This is a genomic window from Lysinibacillus sp. A1 (assembly GCF_000801965.1).
Lineage (GTDB): Bacteria > Bacillota > Bacilli > Bacillales_A > Planococcaceae > Lysinibacillus > Lysinibacillus fusiformis.
In genome coordinates this window covers 15,298-30,234 of sequence record NZ_JSZM01000038.1, presented here as the reverse complement: position 1 = coordinate 30,234, position 14,937 = coordinate 15,298, and the positions used below count along the sequence as shown (strand labels likewise).

16 protein-coding genes are annotated in these 14,937 nt (G+C 36.8%); 8 read left to right on the top strand and 8 right to left on the bottom strand.

The annotated features are described in order from the left end of the window. The first annotated feature begins 34 nt into the window (after positions 1-34). Both PI85_RS21500 and PI85_RS21495 read left to right on the top strand, forming a co-directional pair. A complete protein-coding gene (locus PI85_RS21500) occupies positions 35-694 on the top strand; it encodes a hypothetical protein (protein WP_036121791.1) in 660 nt (219 codons plus the stop codon). Next, the gene (locus tag PI85_RS21495) at positions 691-972 is read left to right on the top strand and encodes a hypothetical protein (RefSeq protein WP_036121794.1); all 282 of its coding nucleotides are present in this window, start codon (positions 691-693) and stop codon (positions 970-972) included. The genes PI85_RS21500 and PI85_RS21495 overlap by 4 nt, the downstream gene beginning before the upstream one ends. Before the next feature lie 111 nt (positions 973-1,083). On the opposite strand, the gene PI85_RS21490 is transcribed toward PI85_RS21495, so the two are convergent. The 4 genes from PI85_RS21490 to PI85_RS21475 form a co-directional block, all read right to left on the bottom strand. Continuing rightward, on the bottom strand, positions 1,084-2,160 hold the full coding sequence (locus tag PI85_RS21490) for an ankyrin repeat domain-containing protein (RefSeq protein ID WP_036121797.1): 1,077 nt from the start codon (positions 2,158-2,160) through the stop codon (positions 1,084-1,086). Positions 2,161-2,359: 199 nt separating this feature from the next. Continuing rightward, positions 2,360-3,841 carry a malate dehydrogenase (quinone) gene (gene mqo, locus PI85_RS21485; protein WP_036121800.1) on the bottom strand — a complete coding sequence of 494 codons (1,482 nt, stop codon included), beginning with the start codon at positions 3,839-3,841 and terminating at the stop codon, positions 2,360-2,362. 377 nt (positions 3,842-4,218) lie between these two features. Next, positions 4,219-4,554, bottom strand: coding sequence for a hypothetical protein (locus PI85_RS24955; protein ID WP_225316073.1), 336 nt, complete (start codon positions 4,552-4,554; stop codon positions 4,219-4,221). Between the two features lie 582 nt (positions 4,555-5,136). After that, positions 5,137-5,286, bottom strand: a complete 150-nt coding sequence (locus PI85_RS21475) for a hypothetical protein (protein WP_225316072.1) — start codon at positions 5,284-5,286, stop codon at positions 5,137-5,139. 151 nt (positions 5,287-5,437) lie between these two features. On the opposite strand from PI85_RS21475, the gene PI85_RS21470 reads away from it, so the two are divergent. Further along, positions 5,438-5,929 carry a hypothetical protein gene (locus tag PI85_RS21470; RefSeq protein ID WP_036121803.1) on the top strand — a complete coding sequence of 164 codons (492 nt, stop codon included), beginning with the start codon at positions 5,438-5,440 and terminating at the stop codon, positions 5,927-5,929. Positions 5,930-5,984: 55 nt separating this feature from the next. Here PI85_RS21470 and PI85_RS21465 read toward each other — a convergent pair whose 3' ends face one another. Beyond that, positions 5,985-6,263: a hypothetical protein gene (locus tag PI85_RS21465; protein WP_025115736.1), complete on the bottom strand. Its 279-nt coding sequence runs from the start codon at positions 6,261-6,263 to the stop codon at positions 5,985-5,987. Between the two features lie 176 nt (positions 6,264-6,439). Further along, a complete protein-coding gene (locus PI85_RS21460) occupies positions 6,440-6,649 on the bottom strand; it encodes a hypothetical protein (RefSeq protein WP_036121806.1) in 210 nt (69 codons plus the stop codon). A 245-nt stretch (positions 6,650-6,894) separates the two neighbouring features. On the opposite strand from PI85_RS21460, the gene PI85_RS21455 reads away from it, so the two are divergent. The 4 genes from PI85_RS21455 to gnd are packed head-to-tail and all read left to right on the top strand — an operon-like array spanning position 6,895 to position 11,950. Further along, positions 6,895-7,626 carry a GntR family transcriptional regulator gene (locus tag PI85_RS21455; protein WP_036121809.1) on the top strand — a complete coding sequence of 244 codons (732 nt, stop codon included), beginning with the start codon at positions 6,895-6,897 and terminating at the stop codon, positions 7,624-7,626. After that, entirely contained in the window at positions 7,619-9,160 is a 1,542-nt protein-coding gene (gene gntK, locus PI85_RS21450) for a gluconokinase (RefSeq protein WP_036121812.1), read from the top strand. Before PI85_RS21455 ends, gntK begins: the two co-directional genes overlap by 8 nt. A 15-nt stretch (positions 9,161-9,175) precedes the next feature. After that, positions 9,176-10,522, top strand: coding sequence for a GntP family permease (locus PI85_RS21445; protein ID WP_036121815.1), 1,347 nt, complete (start codon positions 9,176-9,178; stop codon positions 10,520-10,522). 27 nt (positions 10,523-10,549) lie between these two features. Then, positions 10,550-11,950, top strand: coding sequence for a decarboxylating NADP(+)-dependent phosphogluconate dehydrogenase (gnd, locus tag PI85_RS21440; protein ID WP_036121818.1), 1,401 nt, complete (start codon positions 10,550-10,552; stop codon positions 11,948-11,950). 27 nt (positions 11,951-11,977) lie between these two features. Here the strand turns inward: gnd and PI85_RS21435 are convergent, their stop codons facing one another. Continuing rightward, positions 11,978-13,549, bottom strand: a complete 1,572-nt coding sequence (locus PI85_RS21435; RefSeq protein ID WP_036121821.1) for a diguanylate cyclase — start codon at positions 13,547-13,549, stop codon at positions 11,978-11,980. Positions 13,550-13,661: 112 nt separating this feature from the next. Here PI85_RS21435 and PI85_RS21430 point away from each other — a divergent pair, with 112 nt between their 5' ends. Beyond that, positions 13,662-13,991, top strand: coding sequence for a BRCT domain-containing protein (locus tag PI85_RS21430; RefSeq protein WP_036121824.1), 330 nt, complete (start codon positions 13,662-13,664; stop codon positions 13,989-13,991). A gap of 67 nt (positions 13,992-14,058) precedes the next feature. On the opposite strand, the gene PI85_RS21425 is transcribed toward PI85_RS21430, so the two are convergent. Then, the gene (locus tag PI85_RS21425; RefSeq protein WP_036121826.1) at positions 14,059-14,727 is read right to left on the bottom strand and encodes a peptidylprolyl isomerase; all 669 of its coding nucleotides are present in this window, start codon (positions 14,725-14,727) and stop codon (positions 14,059-14,061) included. Between the last annotated feature and the right edge of the window lie 210 nt (positions 14,728-14,937).

Genomic DNA, 14,937 nt, shown 5'->3' with positions numbered 1-14,937 from the left:
ATATATTAATTAAATTATAATGAGGTGACTTTTTATGTTTCAAAACCTTCGTACCCTTACACTAACAAATGGTCGTATTAAAAATCTGGATGCTGATTACGAGCAATTAAATATCCGAGGAGCTGTAGCCATCCAACAAGAAATCCGTCTAAAAAAGGTATCTACTCATGGCCATAGTTCCTTTTATTTCCCTGTTATCGTCCAATCCTTTACTAGTACAGGCTCTTGTACTTTAAAGGATTATTGCGAAATGGAAGAGCTAATGAATGCGGGTAACATAAAAATACGTAGTGGTCATATTCAAAAGATTAATAGCTCTGGAAAATTGGTAGCTGAAGAGAAATTACAGTGCGAGAAGCTCGATGCTATTGGAATTGTAAAAGCTGCAGAAATAATAGCTGAGCATTTTCACTTAAAATTGTCAGGAGAGAGTGAAATTCACCTGTTATCCGCGGAACATATTTTGGTGGAAAAGGATAGGGTCACACTACTTTCATTTTTGAAGAAAACATTAAGTTGCCATACTATTAGAGGCAAACACTTGAAACTAGCCTATACCAAGGCAAAAATAGTGGAAGGTGAAGTTGTAACAGTTGGAGAAAATTGTCATATCGAAACACTGTACTATTCAGATGACTATACGATTGCTTCCAACGCAAAGGTGGAGCACATTATACGGAGGGAAAAAGAGTGATATTGCTAAAATGGCTACAAGTTTTTTTGGGCTCATTAGCACTAGTTGTATTATCCGTATTGTACGCTGGCTTATTGTTAAGTGGTATTCTTTCCCTATTAGCTGGCTTTTTAAGAACATTTGGATTTCATCAAATTAAGATGAACGTTTGGTATGGTGTAGAATTACCTATTATATTAAGCATCCCTCTAGCATTGCTAGTAGCCATACTGCTGTTCTTTTGTGCAAGGTATGTCAAACATTCTATAGCTTTTTGCTTCTCGAAGATCAAAAATTAAAATGGAAGAGCGTTAAAGGAACAACACCTTAACGCTCTTCTACTACCTTATTTTTTTATGACCTGACCACCTAGCATGAAATAGGAAACGCACGACTAAAATTTTACTGTCTTATGAGAGTTCCCCTTCAAGAAATTGCATGAGATACATTTCCGGCCTAGCACGGAAATCTGAAAAACTACTTAAATCTGCATATACCTCATGCTCCAAATCGTAACAACCTACCTGTCCCTTTGGGTTCCATACTAATTGCAAATCAGAGTACTGATCGATAGTAGCTGAAATACGGAGCAGTTTTTGACCGTCAACCTTCATCTCAATTGTTTCCGTCAGTTTGAAAAAATCGATGTATTGAATATCATAATTATTGACTGCAAGCTTAAGCTGTAGTTGATCACCTGTCAGAAAATTGAGCAGCTCACTCGGTAATTTATATTTTTTTAATTCATTTTTTTTATTTTCTATATGATGAAGCTCAGCAGGTTCTAAAGCCTTCAAATATTGAGCTATCTCTATATTTTTTATACTTACTGCAATGTTGTACGCTCTTTCTCCATCCTTCTCTGTTAATGAAATATCTGCCCCCCGCTCTACTAAATACCTCACCATAGCTATATGACCCATACGTGTCGCAATCGTTAATGGTGTAGGCTCATACGGATAAACCATATCAGGCTTTTGATAATTAATATCTACCCCTTGATCAAGTAAATAGGTAACCATATTTTTGTCATAATTTGATACAGCCTGACGTAATACTGCCCCACCATATTGTTTTATATCAAGCCCAAGTTCATGAATGAGCGGGATATTTTTTTTATTACCATAGTATGCCTGCGAATAGGCACCAGATCCAACGCGATTATGTCCATCTAATTTTGCCCCATGTGAAACGATATAGCGGATTATATTTTCCTTACAATATCGAACAGCTCTTAAAAAAGAAGGATTTTGATCAACATTCAAATTAACATGATAGTCGATTAATAGCTTTACAACATCTAACTTTTGAGCAATCAATGCTAGATCTAAGGGACTTAATGATATGTGCTTACTTAAAACAATATCTTCCTCAATATCCCAGCCATTCACTTTTGCAACTTGTAATGCAGCTATATCACTAGTATAAATATGCATGGCAATTTCGGGCATTTCCTGAAATGTTCCAATATCTTTTAATTTAATCATCTAATGCTTGGCTCCCTCCCTATGTTTATAAAAAGTATAGAAAATAACATCCTATTAAACAACGGGGCATAATACTTACTTACAATTTAATACCAATCAATAAAATTTATATTAAAAATTTCCCAGGAAAAGAGGACCATAAAAAAGCTCCTAATCGCAAATGGATTAAGAGCTTTTTAAACATCTATATAATTGATTTTTATTTCAAACGAAGTGCTTCATCTGTTGTTGCATTAATTTCTTTCAGAAGCTCTGGGTGTTCTGCTAATGATAAACCGTAAGAAGGAATCATTTCTTTAATTTTTGCTTCCCACTCTTTAATATGTTGAGGGAAACATTTATTAATAACTTCTAGCATTACATGTACAGCTGTAGAAGCACCTGGTGAAGCTCCAAGTAAAGCTGCAATTGATCCATCGCCTGCACTTACAACCTCTGTACCAAATTGAAGTGTTCCTTTACCGCCTGCTTCAGTGTCTTTAATAACTTGTACACGTTGACCCGCTACGATAATATCCCAATCATCACTCTTTGCATTTGGAATGAATTCACGTAATTCTTCCATACGTTGCTCTTTTGAAAGCATAAGTTGTTGGATTAGATATTTTGTTAATCCCATTTCTTTAACGCCTGCCGCTAATAAAGTTGTAATATTATGCGGTTTTACAGAGGCAAATAAATCCATGTTTGAACCTGTTTTTAAGAATTTCGGTGAGAAACCTGCAAATGGTCCAAATAGTAACGACTTCTTATTATCAATATAACGTGTATCTAGATGCGGAACTGACATTGGTGGAGCACCCACTTTTGCTTTTCCGTATACTTTTGCATGATGCTGTTCAGATACTTCTTGGTTATTACATGCTAGGAATAAACCGCTAATTGGGAATCCACCAATATGTTTACCTTCAGGAATACCTGATTTTTGTAGTAATTCTAGGCTTCCTCCACCAGCTCCAAGGAAGACAAATTTTGCTGAATGATATTCCATTTTACAGCCGTCTAAATCATGCACTCGTACTTCCCATGAACCATCACTAGCTTGTTTTAAACTTTCAACACTATGATTGTAGTTAACATCCACGTCATTTGCTTTTAAGTGGTCAATTAACATACGTGTTAAAGCACCAAAGTTAACATCTGTACCCGTGTCAATTTTTGTTGCAGCAATGTCTTCACCATCAGGACGATCTTCCATAATAAGTGGAATCCATTTTTTTAGTGTTTCAGGGTCATTTGAAAATTCCATTCCTTCAAATAAAGGATTTTGGATCATTGTCTCATGACGTTTTTTAAGAAACTCAACATTTTCTTTCCCTTGCACTAAACTCATATGTGGTAAAGGCATAATGAAGTCTTGTGGATTATTGATCAGCTTATTGTTTACAAGATAAGACCAAAATTGTCTTGAAACCTGGAACTGTTCATTAACATTAATCGCTTTTTTGATATCGATTGATCCGTCTTTTTTCTCTGAAGTGTAGTTCAGCTCACATAGTGCAGCATGTCCAGTCCCCGCATTGTTCAATTCGTGAGAACTTTCTTCGCCTGCTTTCTCAAGCTTCTCAAACACTGTAATTTTCCAATCTGGTGCTAATTCTTTGAGTATTGTTCCCAAAGTTGCACTCATGATTCCGGCACCAATTAAGATAACATCTGATTTTATTTGTCTGTTACTCATTTTTACCTTCCTTATATGTTAAGATTTGCAGAAAGGATGTAAGCACTCCTGCTTTAGAAGTACTGTAAGCCATGGAGCAACCTCGGAGCACACCATTTCTGTATCAATTATTACCTTATTGCAGTTTATCACAATTAGTTCAAGAATAAAATATCAACTATTTATATGAGAGTTATCAGCTTTTTTCGAGCCTTTATCATCATAATTCAAGCAAAAAACTCATTTTTTATTAGACACAAAACTAGGATATTTTAAGTTTTATGGAATAATGGGCCTAAAAATGGTTGACATTTTCATAAAAAATATATTCTCTTTTATTATTATATTTGTATAGTAACATAAAAATTGACACGCGTCTCATATCAGAATGAGGCAGATTAACCTTCTATTGGGCTTTTTACATGCCAGCCATCTATACAAAAACCACCCATTTGTTTTAACACATAACTAACCAATGCCTCCAATGGTTCAGTATTGCTCTCTTTCATTGCATGCAGAAACATTTGTTTAAAGTGCTCATCAGGAAAGGCTGACTTCATATACTTTTGCAGGTAGATAGGATCTACAAGATAAGCATAGATTTGATAAGTAGGAATCGTATTCACATTTAAAAACTGTCCATACTTCATAAACAAAGTCGCTAATGCATGATGATAAACAAAGATAAAGTCTCCTCGCTTTTGCTCATAACAGTCTTTTGTATTATCTAACATATCCCACAATCTATATTTTTTTAATTCTAGAACCGTTTTATTAATGGTTTCATAATTTTTCTCTTGCCATGCATATGCCTCTTATTTTAATTCATTTATTATTCCAGTATAATCAAATAAAATTTACCCTGTTTGAAATTGTACCATGGACATTGTCCTATGTTTATTAAAATCATCTTGGAAATATCGCCGAATTTGACCTGGTGGATTAGCAAAATATTCAATCAAAAAGCCATCAACTATTTGATTACCTCTTTCTCGCCATTTCACATCATTTGATAAAATAATATGTACATCTATATCAGATCGTTCGGAAGGATGTCCTGTAACGTAACTCCCACACCTAACGCGCCAACTACTTCATCTCTACCCTGCCAATCTTTCAAAAATGTTTCGAGTGCTTTTCTCCAATTTTCCAACGTCATCCATTTCCCCTCTTTATTATGTATTTCCTTTATAAAACCAAGGAATCCCCTGACAATTGCTTTTGAATGATTGCTGCGACTTCCTATAAATAACGAATGTATTAAATAAAATCCTTCGAGACTGTATTTCTTGAAGGATTTTGATATGGAGCCACTATTAAAATAGATCAGATAAAAAACTTTGCATGGATGTTGGCAATAATTGATAGAATAATCCTTCATATTTGATATCGAGTATACCCGCAATGATCATTACCACAACTACTACTGCTAAAAAGACTTTCTTATGTTTAGAAATCCACTTCAATAGATTCCACTCCTCTAACTTTATAGTAAACATATTTAAGTATAGATGAGGATCATACAAAATAGTAATACCTATTTATGTCTGTCACCTTAGTCTGCAATGCTACATAAATTAAATGAAGGAACAAGAATGATTTTAGAAGGGAATGGCTATGGTAAATTTTAAATCTTTTCGTGGCGTCATTACACAAATTAGTGATTTTCCAATGGGGCAAAATGGAGACAGGGATGGATGTTATAAAATGATGAGTGTGGAAGATGGTGTAGGCGGAGTCGTCAACTTTGTCATTTCTCCTTCTACTTATTTTGTGAATCAAGAAGTGGTTACGGCTGGTGAATGGGTCACTGGGTATTATGATGGGGATGCACCTGTACCTATGATTTATCCACCACAATATCGTGCATTAATTGTAGTAAAAGAAAGTAACTTCCAAAACGTAAAGGTAGATTTTTTTAATCAACAATTGGTGAGTAGCGATGGGCAATTACAATTAAACCTGTCCCCTTCAACCGTTATGTCACTTAAAAATGGGCAACCTTTTACCAAAAGCCCTGCTAATCGAAACCTGATTGTTATATATGGTCCTACTACTAGAAGTATACCTGCCCAAACTACCCCATATGAGATTATCGTTTGGTGTTAAGAAAAAGTTTGAACGGCTTAAGTCCATCCACTTGGACATAAGCCGTTTTTGTTTGTTACTGTCCAGACATATTTTCTTTCATTTCATGTAGCTGCTGCTTGATTTGCTCTAGATACTCTTTATTTTGCTGCACTGTATCCAAATGCTCACCATATTGCTCTGCATTGAGACGTGCATTTTCTGCATGCTTGATTTGATCAAAGGCATGCTCGATAGCTATTTCCTCAGGGTGTGATTTCGCATGCTTTAACATACGATCCGCCTTTTGCACCGAGTTACTAAATAATGTACTTGGATGATCCTGTTTCCAACTTGTATCTGAGTGTTTTGCCAATCTACTTTCTTCCCTTCCTTAAAAAGTTTTCATTGTTCAAATGTAGTATTATGAAATGCTCAGAAAATATGTATGGAAAGTATATTAAATAACACAATATTTCCCAGGCTATAAGTGAAGAACTAAGGTGTCTACCCTAGTTCTTCTCGTTGTGTTGAATAGTTGTCAAATATAAACTAGTGCCACGCAGTACGCTCACTGACTGGTTGTTTGATACCTGTTTTCCCTTTAGTTTCAGCAAAATTATTAATCTGTGCTGAAGATGTATCAAGTTCAAATTCAGAACCAAACTCTTCCTGGAGCTTTTGTCGAGGTTGGTTTGTTATGCTTGCACTTCTCGTTTCATTTGCTTTAGCATCTTTACGATTTGTATTCATATTTGACATAACCATCCTCCACTAATTATTTGAGAAGCTTTTAAACATTCATGCATTTTAAAACTTCTCACTGTAAAGTTTGTCCATGTAAAAAGAAAGCATGTACAATAAATTTTTTATTTTACGAAGCATTATCGTGAAGGCTCTTCTCTCGACGTCTTATTGTTATTCCTTTTATGTGACTTGCAATCTTATTTTCTTTCTGACTATAATACTTGTATACAAGTATACTGAAAATAAAAAAAGGTGATATTATGAGCGAATCTAATGATTATTTATATCCTCAAAAATGGCTTTCTAAGGCTTCAACTGGCGATCGTGTAGCTTATGAGCTTAGAATGCGTATTATTTCAGGATTAATTGAAAGCGGTACCATTCTTTCTGAAAACAAATTAGCAGCCGATTTTGAGGTAAGTCGTTCACCCATTCGTGAAGCATTAAGGACATTGGCATCTGAGAACATCATTAGACTTGAGAAAATGGGCGCTGTTGTCATTGGTTTGTCAGAGAAGGAAATAGAAGAAATATATGATGTTCGTTTACTGATTGAGACATTTGTGTTTGAGCGCCTCATTAAAATGGATACAACTAACCTAGCGCTGGAACTTAGCAAAACATTAGAAATGATGAAAGTTGCCATAAAATATAATGATGCAGATGAATTTTCTTATCAGGATGTTATGTTCCATGAAGCTATTATTCGCTCCATTGGACATTCCTATATTGGTATGATCTGGAATAATTTAAAGCCAGTAATGGAAGGGTTAATACTACTATCCATGCGCATGCGCTTTATTGAAAAATACGACGATTTCACTCGTATTGTAAACAATCACGAGCTATATATAGATGCTATCCGAGCTAAAGATCGAAAGCTCATGATTAAATCTTTACATGACAATTTTGACGATGTTCAAGGGACTGTGGAGGACCTATGGAAGTCACAGCAAATGCTATCTAAAGGGGTTGAGTCACAGGATGACTAACTATATGTTAGGTGTAGATATAGGGACTACTAGCACAAAAGCTGTATTATTCAGCGAACAAGGCGAAGTTATTCAACAAGAAAATATCGGGTATCCACTATATACACCTGATATTTCGACAGCGGAGCAAAATCCAGAAGAGATTTTTCAGGCAGTACTGCAAGCAATGTCAAATATTATGAAAGTCCATTCGGGCAAACCATTATTGTTTGTATCCTTTAGTAGTGCCATGCATAGTGTAATTGCGATAGACGAAAATGACCGACCGTTAACTCCTGTCATTACTTGGGCGGATAATCGTAGTGAGGCATGGGCACATAAAATTAAAGACGAATGGAACGGGCATGAGATTTATAAAAGAACAGGGACCCCTATTCATCCCATGTCCCCGCTAAGTAAAATTACATGGCTTGTAAAGGAACACCCTGAACTAGCTAGTAAAGCAAAAAAATATATCGGCATTAAAGAATATATTTTTAAAAAGTTCTTCAATGAATATGTCGTGGATTATTCATTAGCCTCCTCTATGGGGATGATGAATCTTCATACTTTAGATTGGGATGAAGAGGCCTTAACGGTGGCTGGAATTACAAGTGCACAATTATCAACACTCGTACCAACAACTAAATATTTCACCAACTGTCACCCAATTTTGGCTGAGCAAATCGGCATTGATCCTCAAACACCTTTTGTGATCGGTGCAAGTGATGGTGTGCTTTCAAATTTAGGAGTTAACGCCATTAAGGAAGGCGAAATTGCCGTTACAATTGGGACAAGTGGTGCCATTCGTACGATTATTAATAAACCCAAAACAGATGTAAAAGGAAGAATTTTTTGTTATGCATTAACAGAAAACCATTGGGTTATTGGTGGTCCCGTAAACAATGGTGGTATGGTTCTTCGTTGGATTCGTGATGAGTTTGCCTCTTCTGAGATTGAAACAGCTAAAAGATTAGGCATTGATCCGTACGACGTGTTAACAAAAATTGCCGAGCGTGTAAGACCCGGTGCTGATGGATTACTCTTTCATCCCTACTTATCAGGGGAGCGCGCTCCTTTATGGAATCCAGATGTACGTGGTTCATTTTTTGGTTTAACCATGTCCCATAAAAAAGAGCATATGATACGAGCTGCTCTTGAAGGGGTTATCTACAATTTATATACCGTATACCTAGCCTTACTTGAATGTATGGAAAGTCCCGTTACACGTATTCAAGCAACAGGTGGTTTTTCACGATCAGAGATTTGGCGGCAAATGATGGCTGATATTTTTGAATCAGAGGTAGTAGTACCTGAAAGCTATGAAAGTTCCTGCCTTGGTGCTTGTATTTTAGGCTTATATGCAATCGGCAAAATTGATTCATTTGAAGTGGTTGGGGATATGATTGGTGACACTTATAAACATACACCTTTAGAAGAGGCAGCTAAAGAATATAGACAGCTACTTCCTATTTTCATTCGTTTATCAAGGGTATTAGCAGACGATTATGCATCTATTGCTCAATATCAGAGGAGCTTAATAAAGCCTGACTAAAAAGGAGGAAAATATATGCCTTTAGTTATTGTAGGTATTGGTATTATTGCACTGTTGATTTTAATAATGGTCTTTAAATTAAATACGTTTATCTCTTTAATCATTGTTTCATTTGGTGTGGCTTTAGTTCTTGGAATACCTGTAGATAGTATTGTAAAAACGATTGAAGCAGGATTAGGTGGTACACTAGGTCACTTGGCATTAATATTTGGACTTGGCGCAATGCTAGGTAAATTAATAGCCGATTCAGGGGGCGCACAGCGCATTGCTATGACCCTTGTGAACAAATTTGGAGAAAAAAATATTCAGTGGGCCGTGGTGGCGGCATCCTTTATTATCGGAATTGCCCTTTTCTTTGAGGTAGGACTAGTACTATTAATACCTATTGTTTTCGCTATTTCGAGACAATTGAAGGTTTCTATTTTGTATCTAGGTATTCCGATGACAGCCGCTTTATCGGTAACACATGGATTTTTACCCCCACATCCAGGCCCTACGGTGATTGCAGGTGAATATGGGGCAAATATCGGCGAAGTATTGCTTTATGGTTTTATTATCGCCGTTCCAACTGTGATTCTAGCTGGGCCATTATTTACAAAGGTAGCTAAAAGATTAGTGCCTGAATCATTCAATAAAACTGGAAATATTGCCTCTTTAGGAGAGCAAAAAACCTTTGAGTTGGAGGATACTCCTAGCTTTGGCATCAGTGTTTTCACTGCATTGTTACCTGTTATTTTAATGTCCATCGCTACTATAATTACACTGCTACAAAAAACAATAGGCTTCGAAGATAACAGCTTATTAGCCGGAATCCGCTTCATTGGAGAGGCTGGTACTGCCATGTTAATTTCCTTATTAGTAGCCGTTTATACGATGGGTATAGCAAGAAAAATTCCAATTAAGCAAGTAATGGAATCATGTACAACAGCTATCTCGCATATTGGCATGATGCTGTTGATTATTGGTGGTGGCGGTGCCTTCAAACAAGTATTAATCGATGGCGGCGTTGGTGATTATGTAGCTGAACTATTCCATGGAACTACTTTATCACCCATTCTATTAGCATGGATCATTGCTGCTATTTTACGTATTTCATTGGGATCAGCTACTGTTGCCGCTTTAACAACAGCTGGGCTAGTAATCCCTATGTTAGGCCAACATGATGTGAACCTTGCATTGGTGGTTCTTGCGACAGGTGCGGGAAGCTTAATTGCTTCACATGTTAATGATGCTGGATTTTGGATGTTTAAAGAATATTTCGGATTAAGTATGAAAGAAACGTTTGCTACATGGACGTTGCTGGAAACCATTGTATCTGTAGCTGGTTTAGGATTTATTTTATTACTTAGTTTATTTGTTTAAAAAATAGACAAGAAGGAGCGAGCATAAATGTTAAATACAATAGGCGTTATTGGTTTAGGTGTTATGGGCAGTAATATCGCCTTAAACATGGCTAACAAGGGCGAGCAAGTAGCCGTTTATAACTATACACGCGACCTAACGGACAAACTTCTACAAAAGGTCGAAGGACAAGCGCTTACTCCTTACTATGAAATAGAAGATTTTGTGCAATCTTTAGAAAAACCAAGAAAGATCTTTTTAATGGTGACTGCTGGTAAAGCCATTGATTCAGTCATTGATTCCTTAGTGCCGTTCCTTGAAACAGGCGATGTCATTATGGACGGCGGTAACTCTCACTATCAAGATACCGAGCGTAGACATGATGGACTGATGGCTCGAGGCATCGGCTATTTAGGCATTGGCATTTCAGGTGGTGAGGTTGGAGCTTTGACAGGTCCTTCAATCATGCCTGGTGGCGATCGTGAGGTCTACGAAAAAGCGGCCCCTATTCTTACAAAAATAGCAGCGCAATTTAAGGGCACTTCATGCTGCACGTATATGGGGCCTAAAGGTGCAGGCCATTTTGTCAAAATGGTCCACAATGGTATCGAGTACGCTGATATGCAGCTTATTGCCGAGGCCTATACATTTTTAAGAAATAATGTTGGATTGTCTGTTGAGGAGATCGCTGAAATCTTTGAAACATGGAATCAAGGAGAATTAAAAAGCTATTTAATTGAAATTACTGCTGAAATTTTACGAAAAAAAGATGATGTCACAGGCTTACCTCTGATCGATATGATTCTTGATAAAGCGGGTCAAAAAGGAACTGGCAAATGGACAAGTATGCAATCCATCGATAATGGCATTCCAACTTCGATTATTACGGAGGCTTTATTCGCTCGCTATATTTCATCATTAAAAGACGAACGAGTTCGTGCAGAAGTAGTATTAGCAGGTCCAAGCAGTACTCAGCCAAATCTCGATAAAGATATGTGGGTAGAATATGTCAGACAAGCTCTCTATATGGGGAAAATCTGTGCCTATGCACAAGGCTTTACACAATATAAAATGACTTCAGAGCTCTATAATTGGAACTTACCATTAAAGGATATTGCGCTCATTTTCCGTAGTGGCTGCATTATACGTGCAGAGTTTTTAAATGTTATAAGCGATGCTTATGAAAAACAGCCTACACTCCCTAACCTATTAATCGATCCTTACTTTGCAGAAAAAACAAAGGACTATCAAAGTGGATTGAGAAAAATTGTGTGCGAAGGTATACAGGCAGGGAATGCATTCCCATGCTTAAGTGCATCGCTCACATATTATGATAGCTATCGAACTGGTTCATCTAATGCTAATTTGCTACAGGCACAGCGAGATTATTTTGGTGCTCATACGTATGAACGAACTGATTTAGCAGGTGTTTTTCACACAGATTGGTAAGTAAAAAGCTAAAATATACATCATTGTTCAATGATTGTATATTTTAGCTTTTTCATTATCTCTATACACATGTACTCGATTACGTCCTGCTTGTTTTGCTGAGTACAGTGCTTTATCTGCTTTGTTCAAGAGTTGATATAAGGTCTCTTCCCCATTTGTCCCTTCAGCTACCCCACAGCTAATCGTAGTCGTAATGATTCCCTCTGTAGTCTTAAGCGGTTGTAGCTCTATACTGTGACAAAGCTTATTTGCTAAATCTTCTCCCTCTACTAATGTGTATCCACGTAACGCAAGAACAAATTCTTCACCGCCATATCTTGCAAAAAGTTCACCAGGTTTTAATTCATCCTGACAAGCCTTGACGACATGAACTAGTACTTGATCACCCACTGCATGACCATACGTATCGTTGACATGTTTAAAATGATCAATATCCATTAGCACCACTGTAAATGAGGATGACGTCCCTTTCGCCTCAACGTATGCTTGATTACATTGTTGAAAAAATGCACGGCGATTATAAATTTGTGTAAGCTCATCATAATAGGCCTGTTTTTCCAACATTTTTTGGAGATTTTTTACCTCCGTCATATCGGTGAAAATTAGTAATAGTCCACTACCATGATTCACATGCTGTAGTGCTGAAATACGCACTTGATACGTACGATCAGTAAGATCCAGCTCAAATTCCTGCGTCTTCACCACGCTCTCCCATGTAAAGGGAATTGACTGCCCCGTTACCTCAAGCCATACCTTCGCAAAGTCCATGCCGAACATCGATCTCTTTAAGGGTGGGATCATCTTATTACAGGCTTTATTAAATTCTATTAATCGAAAACTTTCATCTAATACGATAACGCCATCATTGATACTATGAAAGATAGCATCCTTAGCGACCGGCATTACTCTAAACAAGCGCGAGGAATGAATAGACCATAAATATAACAGGGAGGAAGCCCATAAAACCATTGGAACTGGATCAATTCCTTGTGGTGTTAAACCCAGCAAATAGACAAATGCTGTTATAATGGGAATCAACTGCCCACACATTAACGCAATTAATTGTGGTCGATAAGATTTAGCTGTTTCCTTCCAATGGGTCAGCACTAATAAAAATGCTACAAGCATGCTGGAAAATGTGAAGATGCCATGAATGATATACCATAAACCAATTTCCTGATGAATATAAGGAGCCCCTAAAACAGGGTCAATTTCAAATACTCGATAATGTAAATGATGGATATCATTCGTAGCAACCAACACTATACTAATAGCAGGAATAACAAGAATTCCAATGATTTTTTTCTTTGATAATTGAAAGCCCAAATACTGCATGATAAACAATAAGCCTAAGGGTGCAGAAGTTGCCATGCCGACATATAAAATAGTTGTCCAAATCTTTATAGCCTCAAGCGATGTAACTATAATGCAAAACGCAGAAGCAAAACAATACACTGTTATTAAAGCTGTATAACCAATAAACAATTGAGCAATTTTTGTATAATTAAAACGTTGTAGAAAGACATATAAACATAAATACAAATTTAGTACACCTGATGTACAGCAAAGAGTAATAAAAGCGGTCAATTGCGAATTCATGTCTATGTACCTCTTTAAATTTTTATTTTTAATGTAGCATACATGCAAAACTTTGTGGATGTATTTATCACAACTAGCAGGCAAAAAATCGAAGGAGTTTCAGGAGGGCAATATGACGAATAAAGACAGCCTAGACATCACCTTTTCAGATCCAACCGAAAGCCTTCCCCACCCCTTTTATCAAAAGCAAATTGTGTTTACAGGCGCTCTTGCCACAATGACTCGTTCAGAAGCAGCCAAACAAGTAAAGGCTTGTGGTGGATTTTTACAAGGCGCCGTCACACAACAAACGGATTTTGTCATCCTCGGAGACAAACGTCGTGGTATCAGTACTAAACAACGCAAAGCTGAGCAACTAATGAACTATGGTGAGGATATTCAAATACTTATAGAGGACGATTTTTTATGGCTTATTTCGATACCAAAGGAAGCTGAAGGATAAGGGTATATACGAGGTTATCGACAAATATAAAAGGCTAAATCCTAATTGATTTAGCCTTTTTTAGTGTCTACTTATTTACTTTAGGTGCCGGGTAATCAAAGCCCTTCGTGTCCACCTCTACTTTTTTCATTTGCTGATCTTCTAATGGTTTATCTGTAGCATCTCGCTCAGCTGCAACTATAGCATCTACTGTTTCCATACCTTCAAGAACCTTCCCAAAAGCAGCGTAGTCTCCATCTAGATTCGTCGATTCTTTTACCATAATGAAAAATTGTGATCCTGCAGAGTTTGGATCTTGCGAGCGTGCCATTGAAATGACACCACGTTCATGTTTCAGATTATTGTCCCAACCATTTGAGGAGAACTCGCCATCAATTGAATAGTCAGGTCCACCTGTACCATTACCTGAAGGGTCTCCACCTTGAATCATAAAATCAGGAATGACGCGATGGAATATAAGACCATCATAAAATCCTTCCTTCACCAATGAAATAAAGTTCGCTACAGTATTGGGTGCTACAGTAGGCTCTAATTCGATGACAATTTTTTCATCATTGTTCATCGTAATCGTTACAATCGGATTTTCTTTCACCTTTGATGCGTAATTTTCTTCTGATTCCTTCGTTGTACTTCCCTCTGTTTTCTTACTGTCCTTAGCTGTACCACAGCCCGTCAATACAAAAATGATTGCTAGCAACGATAACACTACATAAAAACCTTTGTTACGTGTGAACATCTTTTCAACTCCTCTTATTTACCATCTATTCATTATAAAACTATCCCATACTTGACCACAATCAATCACCCATCATGTTGAGGTGATTTCTTGTACCATAAATTAAAATATGTTTTGGATATAACACAAATAATAATCAGAATATTTCATTATTTAGGAGGTGAATGCTTGTTTAGAGAGAGGAATTTTTATTGCACTGTAGAATAAAAT

Excerpts from the sequence above, each read along its gene's own strand:
- PI85_RS21435 (WP_036121821.1), bottom strand. The coding sequence starts at position 13,549 with ATGAATTCGCAATTGACCGCTTTTATTACTCTTTGCTGTACATCAGGT.
- PI85_RS21470 (WP_036121803.1), top strand. The coding sequence starts at position 5,438 with ATGGTAAATTTTAAATCTTTTCGTGGCGTCATTACACAAATTAGTGAT.
- PI85_RS21430 (WP_036121824.1), top strand. The coding sequence starts at position 13,662 with ATGACGAATAAAGACAGCCTAGACATCACCTTTTCAGATCCAACCGAA.
- PI85_RS21445 (WP_036121815.1), top strand. The coding sequence starts at position 9,176 with ATGCCTTTAGTTATTGTAGGTATTGGTATTATTGCACTGTTGATTTTA.
- PI85_RS21425 (WP_036121826.1), bottom strand. The coding sequence starts at position 14,727 with ATGTTCACACGTAACAAAGGTTTTTATGTAGTGTTATCGTTGCTAGCA.
- PI85_RS21500 (WP_036121791.1), top strand. The coding sequence starts at position 35 with ATGTTTCAAAACCTTCGTACCCTTACACTAACAAATGGTCGTATTAAA.
- PI85_RS21490 (WP_036121797.1), bottom strand. The coding sequence starts at position 2,160 with ATGATTAAATTAAAAGATATTGGAACATTTCAGGAAATGCCCGAAATT.
- gntK (WP_036121812.1), top strand. The coding sequence starts at position 7,619 with ATGACTAACTATATGTTAGGTGTAGATATAGGGACTACTAGCACAAAA.
- gnd (WP_036121818.1), top strand. The coding sequence starts at position 10,550 with ATGTTAAATACAATAGGCGTTATTGGTTTAGGTGTTATGGGCAGTAAT.
- PI85_RS21460 (WP_036121806.1), bottom strand. The coding sequence starts at position 6,649 with ATGTCAAATATGAATACAAATCGTAAAGATGCTAAAGCAAATGAAACG.
- mqo (WP_036121800.1), bottom strand. The coding sequence starts at position 3,841 with ATGAGTAACAGACAAATAAAATCAGATGTTATCTTAATTGGTGCCGGA.
- PI85_RS24955 (WP_225316073.1), bottom strand. The coding sequence starts at position 4,554 with ATGTTAGATAATACAAAAGACTGTTATGAGCAAAAGCGAGGAGACTTT.
- PI85_RS21455 (WP_036121809.1), top strand. The coding sequence starts at position 6,895 with ATGAGCGAATCTAATGATTATTTATATCCTCAAAAATGGCTTTCTAAG.